This window comes from Pseudoalteromonas rhizosphaerae, from assembly GCF_028885455.1.
Classification (GTDB): Bacteria; Pseudomonadota; Gammaproteobacteria; order Enterobacterales; family Alteromonadaceae; genus Pseudoalteromonas; species Pseudoalteromonas rhizosphaerae.
Genome location: NZ_CP118496.1, coordinates 1308770 through 1333539, shown reverse-complemented (window position 1 = coordinate 1333539; position 24770 = coordinate 1308770). Strand labels below are relative to the sequence as shown.

Here is a 24770-nt window from a genome sequence, read left to right as displayed (position 1 = left end):
TTACCATATATTTTATATTATTTAACTGAGCGCTTTTATGATCATCCAACACCACCATGCAGACTTGCCTACCCCAACAGGTTTAATGCGCACCACGGTTTACCGCCCCGAAATGTCAGGGCAATTTCCCGCGATTATTTTTTATTCTGAAATATTTCAGCAAACCGCGCCTATTGCTCGCAGCGCTGCACTTTTAGCAAGCCATGGTTTTGTAGTACTTGTGCCAGAAGTGTTTCATGAGCTAAACCCTATCGGGACAGTGCTTGCTTATGATGATGCGGGTAAAGATAAAGGTAATAACGATAAGTGGGCAAAATCACTTGAATCCCACGATAGCGATACCCAAGCGTTGCTCGACTTTGTACAAACACAAGATTATTGCACCGGCTCTGTAGGTACTATGGGTGTCTGTATTGGCGGTCACTTAGCTTATAGAGCCGCATTAAACACACACATAAAAGCCGCATTTTGCTTATATGCCACCGACATTCATAGCGATACACTCCCCGCACAAGCCGGTAATAACTCGTTTGAACGCATGGCTGATATACAAGGTGAGATTCACTTTATTTGGGGAAAGCAAGACCCCCATGTGCCACAACAAGGTCGCGACAAAATTTATCAACAAGCTGTTAGTATGGGTATTAATTACCAATGGCAAGAAGTTAACGCCCAACATGCCTTTATGCGTGATGAGGGTGAGCGATACGACGGCGCACTAGCAATCACCATGTACCAGCAAGCCGTTGCATTATTTAACCGTACTTTGTAAGCCATAAATTAGACATTTTTAAGCATACCCAATGCGGTATGCCTTTTTATAAAATAATCTTTTAAATAATCGATAAATAAGCGCAGCTTCTTAGAATCGGCGCCGCCGGGTGGAAATACGCCGTAAAGTTCTATATCTTTACTTTTATAGTCATCGAGTACAATTTCCAATAGCCCAGCTTGAACTTTTGGCCATGCATCGTAAAGTGGAATACGCCCGATACCATGGCCTGCTTCAACAAAAGCAGTTCGCGCCGCAGCGTTATTAGTCCTTAAACCACCTTGCATAGTTAAGTTATGCTTTTTACCATCTTTTTGTAGCGTTAATGTTTTACTGCCGAGCTGATACACCACCCATTGATGTTCGCTTAATTGCGCTGGAGTTTTAGGTTTACCGTAATGGGCAAAATAATCTGGCGAGCCACAAATACAGGTACTCATAGTAGTGAGTTTAGTCGCTTGTAAATTGGAGTCACTAAGCGCCACACCGCGAATTGCAAAATCAAAGCCATTTTTAATAATATCAATCACTTCGTCACTTAACTGTAAATCAATATCGATTTTGGGATACTGACGTTTAAAATCATTGATTGCAGGCACAACTAACTGCATACCGACATTCACCGGGCAGCTAATTTTAAGTAAGCCTTGTGGTTCGCTTTTTATATTTTCTATTTGCTGTTTAGCCGCATTAGCTTGCTCAGTAATAATTCTGCAGCGCTCATAATAAGCAATCCCCGCTTCGGTCAGTGCCATAGTTCGCGTTGAACGATTAAGCAGCGTCACTTCCAGTTGGGTTTCTAATTTTTTTAAGTGATAACTTGCCACTGCACGAGTAAATCCCAATTGTTTGGCGGCCGCCGTTAAACTGCCCTGCTCTACAATTTGTGCAAATACCACCATACTTTTGAGTTGCTCAAACGATACCTTCATAAGATCTCCTATACTGACTTACTTTATTGTATCAATTATTAAACCAATAAAGTTGAATTTATCATCGTTGTTTAAAGTGACCTTAGTGCATATAGTGGTTAGTAAGATAAATTAAAAATTTAAATCATCAGAAGGAATATGGTTATGGCTAAAAAAATACTTATGGTTCTTACCTCTCATGCAGAGCTTGGCAATACAGGTCATAAAACGGGCTTTTGGGTCGAAGAATTTGCGGCTCCTTATTATGCATTTATTGATGCCGGTGCTGAGGTTACACTCGCATCAGTAAAAGGCGGGCAACCACCGATTGATCCAAATAGCGCCGCACCTGATGCCGCAACAGATGCTACAAAACGTTTTGATAACGACAGTGCAGCACAAACATTGATGGCCAATACAAAAGCGCTTGGTGATGTAAATGCCAGCGACTTTGACGCCGTATTTTACCCAGGCGGCCATGGCCCATTATGGGACTTAGTTGATAATACAGACTCAATTTCATTGATTGAAGACTTTATCAAAACAGAAAAGCCTGTTGCAGCTGTTTGCCACGCAAGTGCCGTGTTTTTAAATGCTAAAAATTCAGATGGCAGTGCATTGGTTGCAGGTAAGAAAGTAACTGGCTTTAGCAACAGTGAAGAAGCCGCAGTGCAACTTACTGACATTGTTCCATTGTTGGTAGAAGATGAGCTGATCAAAAAAGGCGGTGATTACCAAAAAACGGATGATTGGGGTGTGCTCGCATTAGTCGATGGCTTATTGATCACCGGTCAAAATCCTGCCAGCTCTGAGCTTGCAGCGCAAAAACTGCTGACCCAATTAGGCTAATTCTTTAATATTGTAACTAAAGCCTTGCTTAACCCAGCAAGGCTTTTCAATTAAGCATCAGGATAGGTATACTCAGTCAAACATATTTAAAATTAAGTGATGTATGGCAAACCCAAAAAGCTCTTTGAGCATTCCTCCTCTAGTCAGTAAACGCTTTACGCTTATTGGTATTATTTTATTGTGTGTTTTACTGCAAATTATTAATAGCTTACCAGGCGTTAACTTAAATGGATTAGGTATTTACCCTCGCAGTCTAAGTGGCTTAACGGGTATTTTTTTCGCGCCTTTTTTACATGGCGGCTGGGCACATTTGCTTAGTAACTTAATCCCATTTGCAGTGCTTGGCTGGCTAGTCTGCCAATATAGCGTCAAACGGTTTTGGGCTGTATTTATCTTTACTGCTGTGGTTGGAGGATTACTGGTTTGGCTATTTGGTCGCGCTAATATTCACGTTGGCCTGAGCGGTGTACTTTATGGCTTGTGGGGCTTTTTAATTTGCTACGGCATTATGCATCGGTCATTTAAGGCCATTGCTATTAGTGTCGCGGTGGTATTTTTATATAGTGGTTTAATTTGGGGTGTTTTGCCACAGCGTCCCCATGTGTCATTTGAAAGCCACCTGTTTGGCGCACTCGCTGGTATTCTTATTGGCTATTATTTAGCAAAACAAGATAAGAAAAGCGCAAGTTATAAGCTTTAAAGTTAGCAAGGTTAAAGATAAAATATTAACCGTCATTATCTCGGATTAAATAAATTTGCGCTTTCTCTATTTCGGTTAGCGCTTTATACCCTCGTGGATAAGGCCATCCATGACCTCATCTAAATGATCTTCATATTACCAATGAAAGTTATCTTTGCTTCCCTTGCTCTAAATGATCAACTAGGATGGGTTGTTCGTAACCTTAATTAAAGTAACCAACGTTTAAGGAGTTTTGATGAGTAACAGCGAAAACTATACCCCGCCTAAAGTATGGCTGTGGGACGCGGAAAGTGGCGGTGACTGGGCAAAAATAAATCGACCAATTGCAGGCGCTACGCACCAGCAAGATTTACCCGTTGGTGAGCACCCTCTTCAGCTTTACTCACTGGCAACCCCTAATGGCCAAAAAGTCACCATCATGCTTGAAGAACTATTAGAGCTTGGTATCACTGAAGCCGAATATGATGCGTTTTTAATTAAAATCGGCGATGGCGATCAATTTGGCTCAGGCTTTGTGAGTGTTAACCCTAATTCAAAAATTCCAGCGCTGATGGATCACAGTACGACCCCTATAACGCGGGTGTTTGAATCAGGTGCTATTTTACAATACTTAGCAGAGAAGTTTGATGCGCTAGTGCCAAGCGACCACACCAGTAAAACCGAATGCCGTAACTGGTTATTTTGGCAAATGGGATCAGCACCTTATTTAGGCGGTGGTTTTGGTCATTTCTATGCCTATGCACCACACAAAATGCAATATCCTATTGACCGATTTACGATGGAAGTTAAACGCCAGCTAGATGTATTAAACCGCCATTTAAGTGATCATGATTACATGGCTGGTAGTGACTATTCAATCGCAGATATTGCTATTTGGCCATGGTATGGCTCGCTGGTATTGGGATATTTATACGACGCCGCCGAGTTTTTAGATGTTGAATCATATACCCACGTTATGCGCTGGGCAAAACAGATTGAACGCCGCCCTGCAGTAAAGCGTGGTCGCAGAGTTAACCGGACTTGGGGCCCAGAAGATGAGCAACTAGCCGAGCGCCACAGTAAAAGCGACTTTTAACGAAAACCTAACAGCGCGATTAGTATGACTAACCGCGCTGTTACTTATGCTGGCTGTAAATCTATTTGGTTATTTCGCGCCTGCAGGATCTGTAAGCCGCGAGCTAAGAATATGCCACTTAAAATACCGTAAATCGCGCTGACAATAACCATAAATTCTGTACTTTGCGTAACTGCTAGTTGTATTGCCAACATCACTCCAACACAATATTTAGTAAAGAAAATGGCCATTATTAGTATAAATGGTACTTTGCTACCAGGTATATGAAACACATGCTGCTCACTTATGTAGCGCACTCCCTTTGGCAAACCGAATTGACGAGCGACTCCCCAACCAAGTACTAAACACACAAACCAAACTGCTAATGCAATTACACCAGAAAATGCGGAGTACACCCCAAAAACTGACAGGCCAGCCATTGCGACAGGTAACACACAAACACTGCGTAACGTGACCTCTCTTGCTCGGGTTTGTTTGACACCAAGCACAATCAGGCCGGCAAATAACGCGAACACCCACAGCGGTGTATGTTTAATTATATCAATCACTAAACTTCCTTTTTATTGTTGTTATTGCTTATTGTATTAGTGCCTTGAGCTTAATCTTATTTAAATAATTAATAAAGTTACAATTACATTTTTTTAACCTTTATATACGTAGCAAGCTTAATGGGCCATCTCGATGCTAACTTAGAGAATAGTAAAAGGCGACGACAAACAAATATCGCAGAGTGTAATCGCCATCATTTCAGTCGTAGCAAAACAACAGCGCAATTTGATAACCAAAAACCACTCAGCAGCAAACTAAAACATTCTCTTAAATCGAATGGTTAAGCCATTAAATTGCATTGTTAATTTGTAATATAAAAGGATATGCTCTTATTAGTAATTTACAATTAAAGGAACGGCTATGAAGAACGTATTATTAATCAACTCATCACTCAACGGTGAAAACGGTAATTCACATCAGCTTAGTGAGCAGTTCATTGCTGAGCTTACACAAAAAACTGACATTACAGTGACTCGTCGTGATGTTGCCGAAAACTCATTACCACACCTAACTCAAGCTGAAATGGGCGCATGGATGACAGAGCCTTCACAACGCAGCGATGAGCAAAACAAACTGGCTGCTATTTCTGATGAGTTGGTCACTGAGCTGCAAAATAATAAGCTCATCGTGATGGGCGTCCCTATGTATAACTTTGGTATTCCATCTACATTAAAAGCGTGGATCGATCGTGTTGCTCGCGCTGGCATTACGTTTAAATACACTGAAACAGGCCCAGTTGGGTTAGTTGAAAACACTAAAGTAGTTATTCTTGCTGCTCGTGGCGGTATGTACTTAGGTACTGATATGGATACGCAAACTAAGTATCTAAAAGACTTTTTTGCATTTTTAGGTATCAACGATGTGGACTTTATTTATGCTGAAGGCCTAAATATGCCAGGTGGTGATGACAGCAAAAACGCCGCTAGTAAAGAAATTTCAGATTACGTATCGGCACTTTAATTTTTTGATAAACAAGCGGTCAGTAAGGACCGCTTTTTAGTTAGCCATGCTGATTTCATTTATTACACATTCTTATCGTCAGTGGATCCGTGTAACTCAACATTCAATACTTTTGTAAACTTGGTGCTTATGTTGCAACACTCTCTATAAACCGCCCATTTCGCTATGCAAAGGTGAAATCTTTTCACAGTTAGCGAAATTATTACAAAGGAGATGAGTATGACGATTAAGAAATCTGCACAATCACATTGGTCTGGCGATATTAAATCTGGTAAAGGTCAAATTAGCACCGAAAGCGGCGCTTTAGATAATCAGCCCTATGGTTTTAATACGCGCTTTGAAGATAAAGCGGGCACTAACCCAGAAGAACTAATAGCTGCGGCGCACAGTGCTTGCTTTAGTATGGCGCTATCACTTGCGTTAACTGAAGCAAATTACGTTGCTGATGATATCACCACCAGTGCAGTGGTTAGTTTAGATGAAGTGGATGATGGCTTTGAGGTTAGTCATATAGCCTTAAGTGTAGAGGCAAAAATTGCCGGTATTGCTGAATCAGAATTTAAAAAACTGTGCGAGCAAACCAAACAAGGCTGCCCTATCTCAAAATTAATGAATGCTGAGATATCTCTCACTATGGCACTCAACTAAGCTAAAAAATTAACCGTATATAAGCCAAGTAATTATTACTTGGCTTTTTACTGCACGGTTTTTACTATACGTAAAAGGTATAAACGTAAAATTTCAGCTAAATCTCTGGCCTAGCCAAGCTAAATAAATCATGCGTTGTCGTAAAGTAATCTCCGCCCATTTTACCAACGGTATTTAAAGCTCTTGGGTCAATATAGCCGTTAACAAGTACACTTTCATCAATATAAATACCAACTACATTTAATAACATCATTTGCCCGCCACCTGCTTGTTCAGAAATAGTGACCACGTCACGTAAGCTACATTCATAACGAACCTTAGCTGCTGCCACCCCCAATGGAGTTACTGATTGACTTGCACATGATGCGATCCCCACAGCCGTAAATTCACTAGTTTGCGAAGAAAAATTACCGCAACTTTGATTCATTTGCTCCACCAGATTATGACTGACCACATTGATAACGCACTCTTTTGTGGCCAGTAAATTGTTTAAGGTATCCTTGTTTTGATTCTCAGCTGGATTTACCTGAGTCACACTCAACACTGGCGGGTTTACACTTGCCACGGTAAAAAATGAATACGGCGCAATATTCGCCACGCCATCACTACTTAACGTGCTTATCCATGCGATAGGCCTTGGCGTGATCCCACCAACCAATTTACTGTATGCCCCTTTTTGCTCGTCAGGATCAGTTAAATCAAAATACATCATCACCTCATTAAATTTAAACTCATTAAACTAAACGCCTTTTCACTTTGTTACGTATTAAAGACAAAGTAAATGAAAAAAACGCTTTATTACTATGACACACTCTTTGTACTGGTTTACTAACGATTTACGACTAAGCGATAACGCACTAATCTCTCTTGCTGCAAAGCAAGATACAGCACTTAGCTTTATATATTGTGTTGACCCTCAATGGTTTAAAAGCAATCACCATGATTGCCAATCAATGGGACAACATCGCTGGCAGTTTTTAGCGCAATCTTTACAACAGTTAAACAATACTCTGAAAGACTATGGGCAACATTTAGTGATCTACCATCAAGCTGCTCATGAGGTGATTGAACATTATTATCACCATCACAACGTGCGTACTCTATATTGCAGTGAACAAATTGGTTACGATGAGCAGCAAACGCTACTCAATGTAGCGAAAAATCATGGTGATCTTGTTATTAAACAAGCTAATACATTTACCTTATATGACAACCAGCAACTTCCTTTTACTATTAATGAACTGCCAGCAACATTTAGCCAATTCAGAAAGCTAATTGAGCAAACAACGCCCACTATAAATACACTTTTAGATCCTCCAGTGTACATAGCCAGACCTTTAATTGCTCCAATGCCTTGGCCAACTACATTGCCTAATGTCAGTAAAGAACGAACGTTATTCGCAGGTGGTGAACAAAGTGCGACTGATCATCTAGCTGATTACTTTTCAAGTGCTAATCCATCTACCTACAAAGAAACTCGCAACGCTTTAGCTGGTATTGAAAACTCAACCAAGTTTTCTCCTTGGCTTGCTAATGGCTGCATTAGTGCTCGGCAAATAGTCAACGCTTTGCGTAATTATGAGCACATTCATGGCGCAAACGACTCAACTTACTGGATTTATTTTGAATTACTGTGGCGTGAATACTTTCAACTATACAGCCTGCGTTATGGCAATAAGTTATTTTCTTTTGCCGGAATTACAAAGCGTAAGCCACTAACCAGTTTTTACCCACAGCGATTTAAGCAATGGTGCACAGGCACAACACCGTATCCCATTGTCAATGCATGTATGAAACAGCTGAATAAAACCGGCTATATGTCAAATCGTGGCCGGCAATTAGTTGCAAGCTGCTTGGTAAACGAGCTCAAGCTAGATTGGCGCTTTGGCGCTGCTTATTTTGAACAACAACTGATTGATTACGACGTGGCATCTAATTGGGGAAATTGGCAATACCTTGCAGGTGTTGGCGCGGATCCTCGCTCGGGTAGGCATTTCAATTTAGTAAAGCAAACCCAAACCTACGATGCTAATAATCAATTTATTAATCACTGGCAAGGTGATGAGGTACACGCCATAGACTCGTTAGATGCCGCAGATTGGCCGTTAAGCAGTTAATAATGCTTAAAGAATAGCGGTGGTGAGAATAAAAGTTGTAGCACACAAAACCGAGCCTTTAAGACTCGGTTTTGTGCATTTTAGCAAGGTGCCACATTATTAAATGTTCTAATTTTTGTTTTTAAATCAAATGCTGCATAACCAGCCACAATAATAAAACAGCCTGCTGGCACAATATAAGAAAAAGCGACACTGAAGGTATCAATAAATACAGCCTGTACCACGGGTACTATCGCTCCACCTAAAATAGCCATTACTAATCCGGCAGCACCTAGCTTTGCATCATCGCCTAAACCATGTAATGAAATTGCGTAAATAGTGGGAAACATTAACGATAAACAAGCCGATATACAAACTAAAGCCCAAACCCCACTTATAGTTGGCATTTGCACCATATATAAACATAGTAGCGTCGCAATTACAGAGGTTGCCATTAATAGTTTTGCTGGTCTAATAAATCCCATAAGCCATGTCATCACAAACCGAGAGAACAGAAAAGTGATCATACTGTATTGCAAAAACGTTCCACCGGTCACTTCGTTTGTATCAAGTGCTTCCATAACGTATTGAATGGTAAAGGTCCATACACAGGTTTGCGCTGCAACATTAAAAAACTGCGCAATAACGCCAAAGCGATAATGTGTATTTTTAAATAATCGTTTAAAGGTTGCACGAAAATCGACATGCTTAGATACCTTTTTTTGCTTGCAAAAGTTAGGTGTTTTAGTAAATGCAATTGCCAGCCAAATAAGCACAAGTACGCAAGCCATACCCACATAAGGCACCATAACCGCATCTAGTTCTGCTTTTATTACCTGAGTTAGTTGCTCAGCGCTCATAGCTGCACGCTCATCTGAGGAAGCTATATTTAGGCTAGGTAAAATAAGGGTTGCGGCTAAAAACACACCGATATTAGTACCAACAGGATTGAAAGATTGCGCTAAATTTAATCTACGGGTTGCACTTTGCTGATTTCCCATTCCCATCACATAGGGGTTTGCTGAAGTTTCTAAAATAGATAGACCACCAGCTAACACAAATAAAGCGGCTAAAAAAAAGCCGTAAGTCATTGCTTGGCTTGCGGGATAAAACATAAATGCCCCTATCGCAGCCATGCCTAAGCCTGTCAATACTCCCGTTTTGTAAGAAAAGCGTTTATTTATATAAGCGGCAGGAATGGCTAAGCAAAAGTAGGCGCCATAGTAGCTAAACTGTACAAGTGCCGATTGCACTGAAGACATAGTAAATATTTTACTAAATACTTTAACTAACGGATCAGTCATATTTGCTGCAGCACCCCATGCTGCAAAGCAAAGTACAAGCAAAATAAAGGGAACCACCATCTCCTTAGAGACAAGAGGTGTTTTTGTATGTGTGTGTGTGGTCATTGCCATGTCTCAGTTGTTAACTTTGAGTAAAGCATTTAAACAGGTAAATATCACCTCGTCAATAAATCAACTATAGTTATTTATTACATTTAACAATACTTAATTGTACTCTGTCGTTAATTTAATATTAAATGATCAGCACAGTAATAAAACCAATGCTGTCGCCAAGTATGTCCGCTCAGTGTACAATTAGTTAAGTTATTCAAGACAATAACAGATTAGACAGGAATCATTATCAAAGCTAAAAACCCTCGACTCGTCTCACAAGAAGGCCGAAGCCAATCTGGCTTGCGTGCTCACAATGAACGTCGAATTATGTCTTTAATTCGTCAACAAGGGAGTGCGCCAAAAGCCGAGATAGCACAAAAAACGGGTCTTTCTGCACAAGCCGTTACAGTTATTATCAATAGCTTAGAAGCCGAGTCGTTATTAATAAGAAAAGAGCCACAGCGTGGCCGTGTTGGCCAACCCACTATTCCGTTTGCCTTAAATCCTGATGGTGCTTTTGGCATCGGCTTAAAAGTTGGTCGCCGAAGTTATGATTTAACCTTAATTGACTTGGTCGGAAATATACGCGCAACCTTAAATGAGTACTGTGCCTACCCTACTGTAAATAGTCTGCTCACTTTTCTTGAAAAAGGTATCAGCGTACTTAAAATGAGCTTAAGTGACGAGTTAGCCGAGCGTATTCTAGGTATTGGTGTTGCAACTCCTTTTGAAATTTGGAATTGGACTGAAGAAGCTGGCGCACCAAAGAAAGTAATGAATGAGTGGAAGTCTTTCGATTTTAAACAAAGAATCAATCAGATCATCTCTCTTCCTGTCTATGTATGTAATGATGATACCGCAGCATGCTCAGCAGAGCTGAGCTTTGGCAACCCAGCTCGCTTTACTGATTTTTTATACATTTTTATTGGCACTTTTATTGGTGGTGGAGTCGTTATAAATGAAACCTTATTTACTGGTAAAAAAGGTAATGCGGGAGCTATTGGCTCATTACCAAGGCCTGTACTCAATAGTGAAGGCCAACTAACATCGCAACAGCTGATCATGCAGTCTTCGCTGTATATACTTGAAAAAATGCTTAAAGATGATGGTTACAATACCGACATAGTGTGGAGTTCAAAAGAATATTGGGGAGATTTAGGCCCTGTTTTAGATAAATGGATAGATCAAGTTGCAGATGGCCTTGCCTATGCAGCACTGTGCTCACTGGCTATTTTTGATTTTGAAGCCATTGTGATTGATGGTGCAATCCCTATCAATGTAAGAGAAAAAATAGTATTAGCAACAAAGTTAAAATTAAGCCAAGCCGATCATCGTGGCATATATCGCTGTGCCGTACAAAGCGGCTCTATTGGTGCTAAAGCTCAATCAATAGGTTGCGCTAACCTACCGTTAATTATAAATTTTTCTCAAGATAACGTCAGCCTTTCCCACAACTAGCTTCCAATAAATTTATCAAGCAGCCGGCGCTATTCGCCGGCGCTTTGATATTCTGGATTACCCGCAAATAAATTCAATTAAATAACTCCATAAACTTGTACAAAAAAATAAGTAATAATAGTTGATTTATTTCTTTTAGTTCTCTACATTCTATTTACAAATTTGCCCAAACTGGTGAGGCGGGCTGATAAAACAGCAAGTTTGTAATCACACGCAACAAAAAGCAAAAAATGGTTTAGGATTTGGGCACATAATCGTAACGGGCACATCTGGTCAAAAAAGAGTGAATCTATCAATGCCATTAACCCAGCTAAGTTAGCTGGCTTGATTCGAGAAGATACATAAAGCGACGTATTTTTTGACACCAAAATCAATAACTGTCTTGGTGGTCAAGGCTTAGATTTAACCAAAGGTATCGTTTAAAACGAGACGATACCCTGACAATTTTTATAGGAATAACGTAATGGAAGTAGTTGCAATTGGTGAAGCCTTAATTGATTTACTCTCAAATGATTGTATAGATAAAACAGTATTAAGCAGCGAGCTAGGATTCACTCAATTTGCAGGAGGTGCGCCCGCAAATGTAGCTGTCGCCGTAGCAAAGTTAGGCGGTTTGAGCTCATTGCTTGGTAGGGTAGGCGATGATCCGTTTGGTCGTTTTTTAATAAAGGCACTCGATACACATAATGTTAAAACATCACATGTTAGCTTTTCTAAAAAAGGTAAAACTGCACTAGCCTTTGTCTCATTAGATGAAAGCGGTGAACGTACATTTGATTTTTACGATAAAGACGCCGCGCATTATGATTTGCAGATTTCCGATTTAACCCCCTCTTTATTTGCAGCCCCTAAAATAGTGAGTTTTTGCTCAGGCTCTTTAGCTAAGGCTCACATATTAAATACGACGTTAAATGCACTAAAACACTTTAAAGAAGCAGACTCGGTTACATGCTTTGATATTAATTTTCGACCTGCCTTTTGGGATGAACCACTTACAGCCCCATCCATTATTAATGATATAGCTAAAACGGTTGATGTTATTAAAGCAAGTAAAGATGAGCTGATAGCCCTGTATGGCATTGAGCATATTGAAACCACAATAAAAAGCTGGGTAGACAATGGCGTGTCATTGGTTTTAATGACTGATGGTGGCGAGCCAATTACATTTTCCTCATGCTCATTTAGTGGTACATATCCTTGTCCACCAGCGAATGTCGTAGATACCACAGCTGCCGGTGATGCTTTTGTAGGCGGTTTTTTATACCAAGTAGCTTCGCTAGTAAGTGATAAAAACGAATTTACCGATTGGGCCAATAATTTTAAAAACGTATTAAAAGCAATCAACTTTGCAACTAAGTGTGGCGCCTCAACTGTCGCAAAGTTTGGTGCATTCGACGCTTTACCAACGCAGCAAGACCTGTCTGCCTGAGCACTTACAATCAACCAGCCTATTTGTAACCTCTATACTAACGACTAAAACTCATATTTTTAGTTTTAGTCGTCTAACAAAATCGCTTTTAAACTACTTTTACATTTAATACGTATAAAACCATTTATGCCTAATTATTTATAAACGATACGGTTTTGATATCACCAGTATGAAAGAAAAAATAAACATAGTCTGGTTTAAACGTGACTTACGCCTAAGCGATCATCAGCCTTTAAAAAATGCGTTTAGTAATGGCCTGCCCACACTATTAATTTATAACTTTGAACCTTTACTGCTTGACGATGGGCATTACAACGAGCGGCATTGGCGCTTTGTCTATCAATCAATTGTTGATTTAAATACCCAACTAGCTCGCTTTAATAGCCGCGTGTATATATTTAATGAAGACATGCAAACCCTGCTTGAATCGCTTCACTCGCAGTTTGCAATCACAAACATGTTTAGCCATCAAGAAATAGGGCTAAACAACACTTTTGAACGTGATAAAACCATTAAAACATGGTGCCAACACCATCATATTAACTGGTTAGAGTCGCCAACCGGGGCTGTGATACGTGGCAAAAAAAATCGCCACAATTGGAACGAACGCTGGCAACAAACCATGCAAGCACCTATTGCTATACCTAATTGGAAGCAAATAAAGCCACTCCCCCTTGCTGACTATAAAACCCCCAAGCTGCCTAGTTCCTATACGCAAGATAATGAACATTTTCAGCATGGGGGCCCACGACTTGCCCGTGAAGTAATGCAAAGCTTTTTTGCTGAACGCGGTAAGGGTTATCAAAAAGGAATATCTAGCCCTAGTTTAAGCCGTACTCATTGCTCTAGGCTATCGCCCTATTTAGCGTGGGGAAATATCAGCCTGAGGCAAGTGTATCAAATGGCGATTGACGCATACCATAGCACTCATGCTGATAAAAAAGGTTGGCAGCGCCCGCTTGCTGCATTTGTATCTCGCCTGCATTGGCATTGCCATTTTATGCAAAAGTTTGAAAGCGAATGCAGCATGGAATTTAAAGCATTAAATCCGGGGTACCATGCATTTCCATATCGTGATGACGCACAAGTTACTAGCGATATTGAACGCTGGGCACAGGGGCAAACCGGTATTCCTATTATTGATGCCTGTATGCGCTGTTTAAAAGCCACCGGTTATATTAATTTTAGAATGCGCGCTATGTTAGTTAGTTTTGTTACGCATCATTTAAACATCAGCTGGCAACATGCAAGCCTGCCGTTGGCTAACTATTTTTTAGACTTTGAACCGGGGATCCACTACCCGCAAATACAAATGCAAGCATCGGTTACGGGCATTAATACTATTAGACATTACAACCCGATTAAACAATCTGAGGATCAAGACCCGAACGGTGAATTTATAAAAAAATGGTGCCCAGAGCTTGAAAAGCTGCCTGTAGAATACTTGCATGAACCTTGGGAGCAAACACCCATGGAAGCATTATTTAACGACTTTAAACTAGGTGACGATTACCCTGCACCGATGATTGATTTAACCAAAGCGTCTAAAGAAGCGAGAGAACGGCTTTGGCAATATCGCGAACGTATTGAGGTTAAGCGCGCTATTCCTGCGATTTTAAAAAAGCATGTAAGCATCGCCCCTAGATCAAAAAGTACCAAGACAAACCATCACAATGGCTCATAAAAAACTAACTTTACCGCAAAAAACTTGCCCCACTTGCAAACGTGATTTTGCTTGGCGTAAAAAATGGCAGCGCGACTGGGATAACGTTATTTACTGCTCAGAGCGCTGTAAACGCAGTAAAAACGAAGAGTCAACGCGCTAGCTAAAATTTGCAGTTAAACAGAACAAAGCTTTGTTATTGATTCTAAAAATACGGTAACATCATTGTTATTATTAATAATAAATAGCAATAATTATCCTAACGGTGGTTTTTCAGGGTAAGTAAAATAAATTAAGGGATACTATGAATTGTACTAATTGTGGTAAAGGTTTACTTAAACCTAGTTTTATTGAAGGTCAATTTCGTTCGCACACATGCACGCACTGTAATGGCCACTGGATACTAATCGAAGACTTTGCAGCTTGGAAAGAGCGTAACCCAAACTTTGCATTTGCTGACAATATCTCATTCGAAGCCGACGCTAAAGACACTAAAAAAGCGTTAATTTGCCCAGTATCGGGGGTCATTATGCGTAAGTTTCGTATTTCATCATCAACTGACCACCGTATTGATTACAGCGCACCAGTAGGTGGGATCTGGTTAGATGCAGGTGAGTGGGAATTACTAAAAGAAGAAGGCTTAGCTGGTACATTGAATGCAGTAGTAACACAGCAATGGCAAAACCAAATTAGAGAGCAAAGTACCAAACAAAACTTTAGCGATATTTACGCTGATAAGTTTGGCACTGACACTTATGCAAAAGTTAAAGAACTCAGAACATGGCTTAATGCACAACCACAAAAAGCCGATTTAAGAGCCTACCTAATGGCTGAAGACCCATATTCTGCAGAAAAGTAAGCTGCTAAAAAAGTGGGACTCGCTGTATCGAGTCCTTTTATCACAAAAAATACCACAGTCATTGTACTTGTTTAATTTTCTTATTGCTGTGTTAACCGCATGCGCCACTGTTTTACTGTTATACTCAAACGCTAATACGCAGAAGCCAATCGCGGCTATGTCATATTTACTTTCAACTTGTCATTCTATGCAAGTTAACCACCTGATTTAAAACCGCTTTACATTAAAAATACTAATTTAGTAAATAACAAAACCCTTTACTGAGACCATTGTTTACAGTCAAGTGTTTCGCTTGCCTGTAAAACAGCCCACAGTTTGTTGGCGAAGTAGCATCATTCGTTTATGAACTCAGCATACTTTAAACAAGGCGATAGCATGAGTGAATTAACTATTGGCGTAATTGGTACGTCACGCAAGACAGATGAACGACGTTACCCTATCCACCCAGACCACCTTAAGCGCATTCCAGAACAACTTAGAAAACAACTGATCTTTGAACAAGGCTACGGCGAAGCTTTTAATGTGAGCGATGCGCAAATAGCCGCATTAACCGGTGGTGTTGCAAGTCGCAGTGATATTTTAACCAAAATAGGCACCGTGATCATCGCCAAACCGGTGCTTGCTGATTTACAGGAGCTACGTGAAGGTGGAACCCTTTGGGGCTACGTACATTGCGTACAACAACGCGAAATAACCCAAGCTGCACTTGATAGAAAACTCACTCTCATTGCGTTTGAAGATATGTTTGTATGGTCGCCACAAGGCAATGTTGGCCGTCATACTTTTTATAAAAATAACGAAATGGCCGGCTACTGTGCGGTGTTACATGCACTGCAGCTCAAAGGTATTGATGGACATTATGGTGATCAGCGTAAAACCATCATCTTTAGTTTTGGTGCTGTTAGTCGCGGGGCAATTTATGCACTCAAAGCCCATGGTTTTAGAGATATTACGATTTGCATCCAGCGCCCCGATCACGAAGTACGCGAAGAGATCCTCGACTGCCATTACGTTAAAGTTCGCCAAGGCCAACACGATGAAGCACGGATGATGGTGGTTGAACACGATGGGACGCAACGTCCACTAACGGAGCTCATTAGCGAAGCCGATATTATCGTCAATGGCACTTTTCAAGAAACTGCAAACCCAGTTAATTTTGTTATTGAATCTGAAGCGGACTGCCTAAAAGCAAACAGTTTAATTATAGATGTAAGCTGTGACGAAGGTATGGGGTTCTTTTTTGCTAAACCCACCACATTTGCAAATCCGATGTTTCGCTATGAAACCGTTGATTATTACGCGGTTGATCATACACCTAGTTATTTATGGGAAAGCGCAACACGTTCAATCTCAGCCGCCATGATTGTATACTTACCTACAGTATTAGCAGGCAAGGCACAATGGCAAAAAGATGAAACTATCCGTCGTGCGATTAATATTGAAGACGGTATAATCAAAAATACTGCGATTCTAGCGTTTCAAAAGCGCCAATTAAACCCGCCTTATAATGCACTTTAGTTAATAAACATAATTAGTTTTTCAAACATCAATAAACACGCCGAGCAGTTAATCCTGCTCGACGAGTTCAACTGTAAGAGTCATTGTTCTGATGTTGTTTGCTCACCAGCGACTTTTTCTCTCAGTTGCATCACCACTTGCTCTGATATAGCTAAATCTCCTTGCTTGGCACTAAAGCTATGAACAACCCCGGCAGTGGTAGCAACCACTTCCAACACCACTTTATCAAAATCAACATCAAATAAAGTTTGGTCTCGTACTACGGCATCCCCCTCATTAACGTAAATTGCCGAAATCGTAGCCTTACCCATCATTCCTTGTAGTTCAGGTACTTTGATATCCATATTGCTTCCTTTGTGGTTAATTTAAATGCTATTTCGCGCCCCATGCAGCAATCAATTTTTCAAACTGAGCCTGCACATTGTTATTATTGATACCTTGAGTTTGTTGGTTAATTGCATTAACAAGCTCAGTAAATGACGTTTGGTTATTGTTACTGGTAACCGCTGCAGTTAGCGCATTCACAGCCTCTTTATTATCAAGGGCTGCAAGTTGCTCAATTAACGCCTGCAAGTGTGGCTGACAGTTATTACCAGCTATAGCACGGCTTAATTGCTCTAAACTTGCCATATAAGGCGTTTGCACAAAACCATTATCAAGCGATTGCGCTATGCTACTAATTGCTTGTTTATTATCTAAACCTTGAATATTCACACCAACACTTTGCAATAACTGGCTGTAATCGTGGCTTAGGTTGTTTTTACTAAGTTTACCGGCAATCTCTTCCAGTGATTGATGCAAATAACCCATTTGCTCCACCGCCATCATCACCGGACTGCCGGCGCCATCAAGTTTATTTAAACGTACAAAGTCACCTTTAATTTGACTAAAGCGCTGCTGCTGTTCTGCGCTTAAGGTGCCACGCAGTTCACCGAGTTTAAGTAAGTTCTCTTCAGAGCCTTTACTGAGTGTTTGCGCTTCACCACGATAATGGTCACAAATCAAGTTTTCTAGCTCTTCGTCATTCATGGCAGCAACGACTTTTTCTGCCATTTTATTCATATTACGGTAGCTGCCTTGCAATTTAAATGGCGGCTCTGTGCGGTAATTATTATCTTGCGCGGCTGAGGCAATATACTGTGCGTTCACTTTTAGTACGGTATTACGAATAGTGATTAGTCGCATCAGTACCGCTTTAATTTCGTTAACTTCCGCTTGTGAATAGCCGTGTTCAAGCTCATTTAATGAAATGTCTTCGCCTTGACACATCCGCACTAACTTATATAAATCTTCCATGTTGCGGTTAGCCAATGGCGCTAATACTGCATTAGATGTTAGCGCATTTTCTATAAAGCTCATGGCAAACTCTTGCTCACACCCGGCTAAGGTATCGCCAAGATTATAAATATCGGCGCGGTTTGCCAACATATCAGGAATTTTAAAGCTCTCACCAGATTCTGTATACGGGTTACCTGCCATCACTACGGCAAACTTTTTACCGCGTAAATCATAGGTTTTACTTTTACCGTTCCACACCCCGTCAATACGTCTTGAGCCATCACACAAAGAAATAAACTTTTGTAAAAACTCAGGGTTAGTATGCTGAATATCATCTAAATACAGCATCACGTTATTGCCCATTTCAAAGCTCTGATTGATTTTTGCAATCTCTTTTTCAGCAGTAGCATTAATGGCTTGAGCAGGATCGAGTGACACCTGATCGTGCCCTATCGACGGGCAATTTACTTTTACAAAAGTCAGCCCTAAACGGTTAGCAACGTATTCAACTAAGGTGGTTTTACCGTAACCTGGCGGCGAGATAAGTAATAGCATGCCCATTAAATCAGTGCGTTTGTTTTTACCTGCTGAGCCAATTTGTTTTGCTAAGTTATCACCAATAATTGGGAAGTACACTTTATTGATCAGCTGATTACGTACAAACGAGCTAAGTGGCCTGGCTTTAAATTCATCAAGTTGCAGACGCTCTTTTTGCGCCGCTAAAATATCACTGCGCAGTGCATGATACTGCTCAAAAGCCGGTACTTGCTCAGTGATGTATTTACGAGTTCTGGCATAAAACTCTGCATAATCAACATGTAAAGTTTGCTCTTGCACGCGTTTATGTTGCCCCATTAAACGCTCAACTTGGGTGTTTGGGGTGACGTCCAACACAGTGTATTTTAATGTTGTGGTGGCACTGAGATGCAAGTAGTTAGCCGCTTCCGCCTGCACCATCGCCGACACTTTAGGATTTTGCATACAGTACGCATTAAGCCAACTTAAAAATAATAATGCCCGCTCATCGGTTTGCTTTACGTTTTCACAGGCCTGAGCAAGCTCGTTGCTATAACCTTTGGCTTTAGCGTCACTGCTAAACTGTTCAGCTAAATTTTTAGCTTGTTGAGAAACGATAAATAGCTGTTGCTCTGCCGTTTTTTGTTGCGCTAATTGTTGCACTAAATAAGCTGCGGCCAAGTCACTGGATAAATCAGCAAAACGTGCAGATAATTTGCTAACTTGAGTTAAAAAGACATTGATCTGTTCACTTAACTGCGCGGTTAACGTGCTGATAAAACTGGTCGCAGCAAAGTGTTTATCCATCAAAATAGCATTGCTCGCTTGATGGAAATATTCGTTCAGTTGTGCAGATGACAATTGCGCACTAAATAACTGCGCAATAATACGACAACTAGCTGGATAAATAAGTAAATCCAGACTATTTTTTTGCGTCAATAAGGTGTCAATAATTGCCCATGCATCGTGGTCATGAATGCCTTTTTCATAGCCTTCTTGATAGCGCGGTTCAGCAAATTTTTGCACCAGCTGCAATAATTGTTTATCTCGTTGTGCCTGCTCTAATTGTGCAAAAGTCAGCGAATGCTCACTGTTTTCACAAGCGAGTAATATTTGTGCAGCTAAATACTCACCACGATAAACCACCTCACTTTCAGAAACTAATGTTTGTTGCCACAAATGACGGCTTTGCTGTAACGTTTGTAAGCTTTTCTCATCTGTTATTGGCTCAAAATAATCAGTACCCGTTAAGTGCAGCATCAGCTGCTCGTCACGCGGCAATAAGGTTAAATCGAGTAATTGCTTATTAACACTAAAAGCGTGCTTACCAATACTGACTGTATTGCCGCCGTCAGTGAAAATATCTTGTTTATCACGTAACGAACGTATGCCCTGATCTTTACTGGCTTTTAGCTTTGATTGGATATCATCGGCACGAATTTCATCGCCTAACTCTTTAAGCTCACTAGTCAATGCACGAAGCTTGCTGATCATAGGATCAGCGGCAAAATAAGTATTTAATGCATCAAGCTCAGTAAAGCTTTGCGCACGGCGGTTAACGCCTTGCAATATACGCTCGGCGGCATTGGCTAAATTCAATGCGCGGCGCTGACGGGTATCAATTAAGCTTTGTTTATGCGCTTCAAAGCTTTCGTATACGTCATCACGTTTGGCAATGATCTCTGTCAGGTATTCGTCAAAATCACTAAATTGCGATTCCAGCTCTTCAAGCTGAATAAGCAAACGTGAAAGTTGCTCGTCACACGCCTCTGGGGTTTTAGCATTATTTAGTGCGTTGGTAATACTTTGCGAAAAAAGCTTAAAGCGTGCGGCAAATTCAGCTTTAGCTTCAACACTGCCAAGGCTCTTTTGACGGATTTCAATGCTCGCTTTAGCACGATTAACCAACGCATAAACAGCACTGATATCTTCGAGGATTTGCGTGCGCACACGGCTGTCGTCGATGTCTAAATCAAGCATAGTGTGGTTAAGTAAATCCAGCTCTACACTTTGCGCATCTAACTGTGCGATATAGGTCTTCAGCTCGCTAACGCTTTCGCTTTTACTGCTTAGCTCTTCAAGCTCTTTAAGTTTTTCGTGGTACGGCGCCAGCGCGCTGTCTTGTTGTAAAAACGCGGCAGTTGCTTGGCTTACTTCCACCAGCCGTGTATCAATTTCACTTTGTAAGTTATTCAGTGCAGCAATATCTATATATTTAATATCTTCAAGGCTTATTACTTGCCCTTTGAGCATTTTTAATGCATCAATACCTTGCACAAATTGCGGTGCGACTTTAAAGCTATCAGGACGTACTTCTCGGGTTACATCAGTGTATTGCTTATTAATATCCACCAAGGCTTGCTTGGCTTTGTTTTGAATCTCGGTGACTTTTTCAAACTCATCAAGCACTTGCTCAGCGGTTTCATTGATGCTGTGTAGGTTTTGTGCGATTTTCGCAAATTCGCTTTCGTTAAGCCAATGGTAACGGTCAAAGATATTCCGGCTAAGGGCAATTAAATCTTCGTAATGAAATAAAGTCGGGCTTTGCTCGCTAATGGCTTTACAGACACTGTATAAATCAGAAATACCGCGAACTAAATCGGGGTTACCTATTTTACCAAAAAAGCTAGTAAGTGGCGGCGCATTGGCTGCAAATTCAGCCGATACAAACGGGCTTTGCCAAATTTGAATCGGGTGTACTCGCTCCGCTTGGTCTTTATCGGCTTTAAAAGTCAGCGTTATACCATCGTTGTAAATAGCATAACCGTGACAATAAATTGGATTTTGCAGGTTTTTATCAATAATATTATAGGCAAATAGCGCGTAACGGCCTTCACTTGGCTCGTAAAACACGTATAAAACATCTTCGCCGTTTGGTGACTTTATATGTCGGTGAAATTCTAAATCTTCTATTTGCTCTTCAAACGAGCGTGCTTGCCCTGATTGTAAGTAGTAACCGCCAGGGAAAATAATGCCGTGATCTTCAGGTAAAGTAACACATGCACTGCCGATTGCATCTTGGCGCATGACCTGCTGAGTGCGGGTGTTATAAATAAAGTAACGCCATGTTTTTTCACGGTATGGGAGAATTTTTAGCAGCACTAAGTCGCCTACCAGCGCGTACTCAACTTCGCTGTCAGCAAGGGATTGGTTTTTATCATCAACAGCTTCTTGATAAATCCCTTCACCGGTGTCAGTGCTGTTTTCTATTTTAATGGTCAGTGAACCGCCAATGGTTTCAACAAACACTTGGTCCGCGATGTTGATATGAGCGTGGCGCCCTTCTATGTGGTTACTTCGGTCAGTTTTGAGCCATTCAAAATCATAGTCATGTGCGTGTTGAATATCACGCTCACCGCGGTTATCGATATAATTAATGGTGTTGTCTGGGTGAATTTCCCAGCGAAAAACCCGCACATCCGATAACTTGTCACCGATTTGGAATAGAGCAAATAGCTTGCCATTTTGTTGATATAAATGCTGTAGGCTGGTTTGTTTGTAGTAGGTATACAGTTCTTCAAAATCACGAATAAAACGACTATCGGTTAAAAAACGCGTTGTCTCTGGGTAAGGCTCAATTTCGTAATGGTCGTCTTGCTCCACCAACTTTTGTACACTAAATACATCACTGATTGCGGTTTCTTTTTTTAATCCCAAAAATACGTTGTAAGCAAAGATAACTTTATCGCCAATAATCACGATATCGCGCGGGGTACAATTTTGCTCCGTACGAACGCGAACACGCCCTTTTACTTGTAGATCAGTGCTACCAAACTCGTTAATACGCTGTGTATTTACATCATCTATTTGCGTTTTTAAACTAGCACCAAAATTATTTAAGCGGCGTTTAATTAAATCGTACGAGCCTTGTTCTAGCGCTTGTTGAGTTGCGTCCGTCATGAAACCTATCCTGAAATTTAATAGAAGTTAGCCGCAATAGTTAAACTATTGCGGCTACAACGAGAGAACTTAGAAATTAAGCTAGTCTTTTGGATCTAGTTTAATTTTCTCATCTAACCCACCACCTAAGTTACCGCCTAACATGCTTAGTAATTGGCTTTTTTCAGCCGCAGAGGTATTACTTAACTGCTTTAATAACTTACTCATGTTGAAGTTTTTAAGTGTTTCGGCTGAGCCATTCGCCCCAGCTAACACCCCTTTTAGGTCTTCAATTAAATTACGATCACCATTTAAGTGATCTTTAAATACGGTTTGTACGGTTTTACTTTCATCAACTAAGCCATCAATTGATTTACCTAAACTAATTGCACTCATAAATTGATTAAAGAACTGACCATCGCCGCCCATAATATTAATATCAGCATTACCTAAGGCTTTCGCCATAATATGTGCTTGGTGCTCAGCAATGTCTTTGCTGGCCGAAATTTTTGCCAATACGAGCTCTTTTTGCTGGTTAAGCTGCAGCGTAAAGCTTTCGTAATCGCGAGCATCTTGATCCATTGCGTTCAAGGCTTGTAGCTTCTCTTCAAGGCCTTTTGCTTCGGCGCGCATCTTACGCTCTAGGTTAATCGCTTCCACTTCACCTTGTTTCTCATTCGCATCAGCCATGGCTGTTTGTACTTGCGCCTGAGATAAACCAATTTCACGATTACCTTGTGCTTCAGCTTCAAGTTTTTGACGCATTACTTTAGCATCAGTTTCACCTTGAATTGCATTTGCTTGCGCCTTCGCTTTAATAACATCTGCTTCAGCAAGCCCTTTAGCAGCTGTTTCAACTTGTTGCGCATGCGCCAAAATCTTTTTCGACTCAGCTTGTTGATTAGCAATTCTAAGCTCTGCATTGGCCATTGTTTCAAGCTCACGAGCTTTATATTCTGCGGCTTGCTCTTGCGCTTTTGCAGCTTCGATATCTTTTACTAATGACTGTTCGGCTTCGGCTTTGGCACGAATGATCATCGCACTCTTCTCGCGTTCTGCACCTGCGAGTACCTTCACATCTTTAATGCGCTCTTCTTCTTCAGCCACTGATTTTTCAACAATCACGCGATCACGCACTACATCGGCAATTTCTTTACGTTCTACTTCCAGTGCTTTTTCTTTATTGATGCGCAGGATTTCGGTTTCTCTTTCACGTTCGATCACTTCAATTTCACGTGAACGAGCAACTTTCTCTTCTTCAATACCCAAAACGCGTAATCGGTTTTGTTCGGCAATATCAAGCTCACGTTGCTTATTTTGCTCGCTAATGCCAATCGCTTCTTCTGTTTGAATGCGGGCTTGCTCTGATTTTAAGCGCTCTTCTTGGCGTACTTTTTCAGCTTCGGCATATTCGCGGGCTTTCACGGTTTCAATTTCGCGCACTTGACGTGACATGGCATCTTGCTTTTGACGCTCAATTTCCAGTGACTTTTCGGTGGCTTCTTGATTTTGGATCTCAATTTTAGCGCGTTCATCACACTTCAATTGATTGGTAGATACATTTTGTACTACTGTCATTTCAGTGATGCGGCGAATACCTTCGGCATCGAGAATATTTTGCGGATCGAGCTTATCAATTGACGTTTGTTCAAGGTAATCAATAGCAACATCTTCAAGTGAATAACCCGATAAATCTTGGCCAATCACTTCTTTAATATTATCGCGAAATTCATTTCGGTGAGTAAATAACTCAACAAAATCCATTCGCTTACCAACAGTTTTAAGTGCTTCTGAGAATTTCGCTTCAAACAATTCTTGCAATGTGGCGTGCTCTGATGCACGGGCGCAACCGACTTGCTTAGCAACGCGTAAAATATCTTCTTTGTTTTCGTTAACACGAATATAAAAAGTAATGGCGATATCGGCGCGAATATTATCTTTACAGATCAAACCGCCTTTATCTTTACGCTCAAGCACCATGCGCTTGGTTGAAATGTCCATCACTTCCATTTTATGGATCACAGGATAAACAATTCCGCCCGTAGTGGTGACATCGGGCTCGTTCTTCATTTTATTAATGATCAGTGCTTGGCCTTGCTCTACCTTGCGATAAAACTTGCCGATAATTAGCAAAATAGCAAAAATAACAGCGATTGCTATACCTACAAATGTCAATATAGGTATGAGATTATCTAAAAATTCCATGTTATGTC

20 protein-coding genes are annotated in these 24770 nt (G+C 40.8%); 13 read left to right on the top strand and 7 right to left on the bottom strand.

The genetic code is table 11. From position 1 onward, the window contains the following. Window positions 1-37 precede the first annotated feature (37 nt). The gene (locus PVK79_RS05670; protein WP_182731073.1) at window positions 38-772 is read left to right on the top strand and encodes a dienelactone hydrolase family protein; all 735 of its coding nucleotides are present in this window, start codon (window positions 38-40) and stop codon (window positions 770-772) included. A gap of 8 nt (window positions 773-780) precedes the next feature. Here PVK79_RS05670 and PVK79_RS05665 read toward each other — a convergent pair whose 3' ends face one another. Then, complete coding sequence (locus PVK79_RS05665) at window positions 781-1704, bottom strand: LysR family transcriptional regulator (RefSeq protein WP_149980844.1); 924 nt, start codon at window positions 1702-1704, stop codon at window positions 781-783. 144 nt (window positions 1705-1848) lie between these two features. On the opposite strand from PVK79_RS05665, the gene PVK79_RS05660 reads away from it, so the two are divergent. The 3 genes from PVK79_RS05660 (at window position 1849) to yghU (ending at window position 4307) form a co-directional block, all read left to right on the top strand. Then, window positions 1849-2532, top strand: a complete 684-nt coding sequence (locus PVK79_RS05660; protein WP_149980845.1) for a type 1 glutamine amidotransferase domain-containing protein — start codon at window positions 1849-1851, stop codon at window positions 2530-2532. Window positions 2533-2635: 103 nt separating this feature from the next. Then, window positions 2636-3232, top strand: coding sequence for a rhomboid family intramembrane serine protease (locus tag PVK79_RS05655; protein ID WP_145237407.1), 597 nt, complete (start codon window positions 2636-2638; stop codon window positions 3230-3232). Between the two features lie 235 nt (window positions 3233-3467). Then, entirely contained in the window at window positions 3468-4307 is an 840-nt protein-coding gene (yghU, locus tag PVK79_RS05650) for a glutathione-dependent disulfide-bond oxidoreductase (protein ID WP_145237410.1), read from the top strand. A 44-nt stretch (window positions 4308-4351) separates the two neighbouring features. Here yghU and PVK79_RS05645 read toward each other — a convergent pair whose 3' ends face one another. Beyond that, a complete protein-coding gene (locus PVK79_RS05645) occupies window positions 4352-4855 on the bottom strand; it encodes a DUF6622 family protein (RefSeq protein ID WP_182731071.1) in 504 nt (167 codons plus the stop codon). A gap of 361 nt (window positions 4856-5216) precedes the next feature. Between PVK79_RS05645 and PVK79_RS05640 the strand changes: the two genes are divergently transcribed. Together PVK79_RS05640 and PVK79_RS05635 are read left to right on the top strand one after the other, a co-directional pair. Then, a complete protein-coding gene (locus PVK79_RS05640; protein ID WP_182731070.1) occupies window positions 5217-5816 on the top strand; it encodes an FMN-dependent NADH-azoreductase in 600 nt (199 codons plus the stop codon). Between the two features lie 219 nt (window positions 5817-6035). After that, window positions 6036-6464: an OsmC family protein gene (locus tag PVK79_RS05635; protein ID WP_145237444.1), complete on the top strand. Its 429-nt coding sequence runs from the start codon at window positions 6036-6038 to the stop codon at window positions 6462-6464. Window positions 6465-6561: 97 nt separating this feature from the next. Here PVK79_RS05635 and PVK79_RS05630 read toward each other — a convergent pair whose 3' ends face one another. Further along, window positions 6562-7173: a flavin reductase family protein gene (locus PVK79_RS05630; protein ID WP_145237753.1), complete on the bottom strand. Its 612-nt coding sequence runs from the start codon at window positions 7171-7173 to the stop codon at window positions 6562-6564. Between the two features lie 94 nt (window positions 7174-7267). Between PVK79_RS05630 and PVK79_RS05625 the strand changes: the two genes are divergently transcribed. Continuing rightward, the gene (locus PVK79_RS05625; protein WP_145237447.1) at window positions 7268-8581 is read left to right on the top strand and encodes a DASH family cryptochrome; all 1314 of its coding nucleotides are present in this window, start codon (window positions 7268-7270) and stop codon (window positions 8579-8581) included. An 80-nt stretch (window positions 8582-8661) separates the two neighbouring features. Here the strand turns inward: PVK79_RS05625 and fucP are convergent, their stop codons facing one another. Further along, window positions 8662-9969: an L-fucose:H+ symporter permease gene (gene fucP, locus PVK79_RS05620; protein ID WP_182734443.1), complete on the bottom strand. Its 1308-nt coding sequence runs from the start codon at window positions 9967-9969 to the stop codon at window positions 8662-8664. Between the two features lie 315 nt (window positions 9970-10284). Here fucP and PVK79_RS05615 point away from each other — a divergent pair, with 315 nt between their 5' ends. The 6 genes from PVK79_RS05615 to PVK79_RS05590 all read left to right on the top strand — a co-directional run bounded on the left by PVK79_RS05615 (window position 10285) and on the right by PVK79_RS05590 (window position 16884). Continuing rightward, window positions 10285-11415: an ROK family transcriptional regulator gene (locus PVK79_RS05615; RefSeq protein WP_274804056.1), complete on the top strand. Its 1131-nt coding sequence runs from the start codon at window positions 10285-10287 to the stop codon at window positions 11413-11415. A gap of 463 nt (window positions 11416-11878) precedes the next feature. Beyond that, window positions 11879-12844, top strand: a complete 966-nt coding sequence (locus tag PVK79_RS05610) for a carbohydrate kinase family protein (protein WP_257325474.1) — start codon at window positions 11879-11881, stop codon at window positions 12842-12844. A 169-nt stretch (window positions 12845-13013) separates the two neighbouring features. Continuing rightward, entirely contained in the window at window positions 13014-14528 is a 1515-nt protein-coding gene (locus tag PVK79_RS05605) for a cryptochrome/deoxyribodipyrimidine photo-lyase family protein (protein WP_257325473.1), read from the top strand. Next, on the top strand, window positions 14518-14670 hold the full coding sequence (locus tag PVK79_RS05600; RefSeq protein ID WP_084448133.1) for a DUF2256 domain-containing protein: 153 nt from the start codon (window positions 14518-14520) through the stop codon (window positions 14668-14670). The genes PVK79_RS05605 and PVK79_RS05600 overlap by 11 nt, the downstream gene beginning before the upstream one ends. 141 nt (window positions 14671-14811) lie before the next feature. Beyond that, window positions 14812-15366, top strand: a complete 555-nt coding sequence (locus PVK79_RS05595) for a TFIIB-type zinc ribbon-containing protein (RefSeq protein WP_182767530.1) — start codon at window positions 14812-14814, stop codon at window positions 15364-15366. A 375-nt stretch (window positions 15367-15741) separates the two neighbouring features. Then, window positions 15742-16884 (top strand): N(5)-(carboxyethyl)ornithine synthase, encoded by a 1143-nt coding sequence (locus PVK79_RS05590; protein WP_145237471.1) that lies wholly within the window; start codon window positions 15742-15744, stop codon window positions 16882-16884. An 80-nt stretch (window positions 16885-16964) separates the two neighbouring features. On the opposite strand, the gene PVK79_RS05585 is transcribed toward PVK79_RS05590, so the two are convergent. The 3 genes from PVK79_RS05585 to PVK79_RS05575 form a co-directional block, all read right to left on the bottom strand. Continuing rightward, entirely contained in the window at window positions 16965-17228 is a 264-nt protein-coding gene (locus PVK79_RS05585; protein WP_257325472.1) for a biotin/lipoyl-containing protein, read from the bottom strand. A gap of 28 nt (window positions 17229-17256) precedes the next feature. Continuing rightward, complete coding sequence (locus PVK79_RS05580; RefSeq protein WP_257325471.1) at window positions 17257-22578, bottom strand: DNA repair ATPase; 5322 nt, start codon at window positions 22576-22578, stop codon at window positions 17257-17259. A gap of 81 nt (window positions 22579-22659) precedes the next feature. After that, window positions 22660-24762 (bottom strand): SPFH domain-containing protein, encoded by a 2103-nt coding sequence (locus PVK79_RS05575; protein ID WP_257325470.1) that lies wholly within the window; start codon window positions 24760-24762, stop codon window positions 22660-22662. Window positions 24763-24770: the final 8 nt, after the last annotated feature.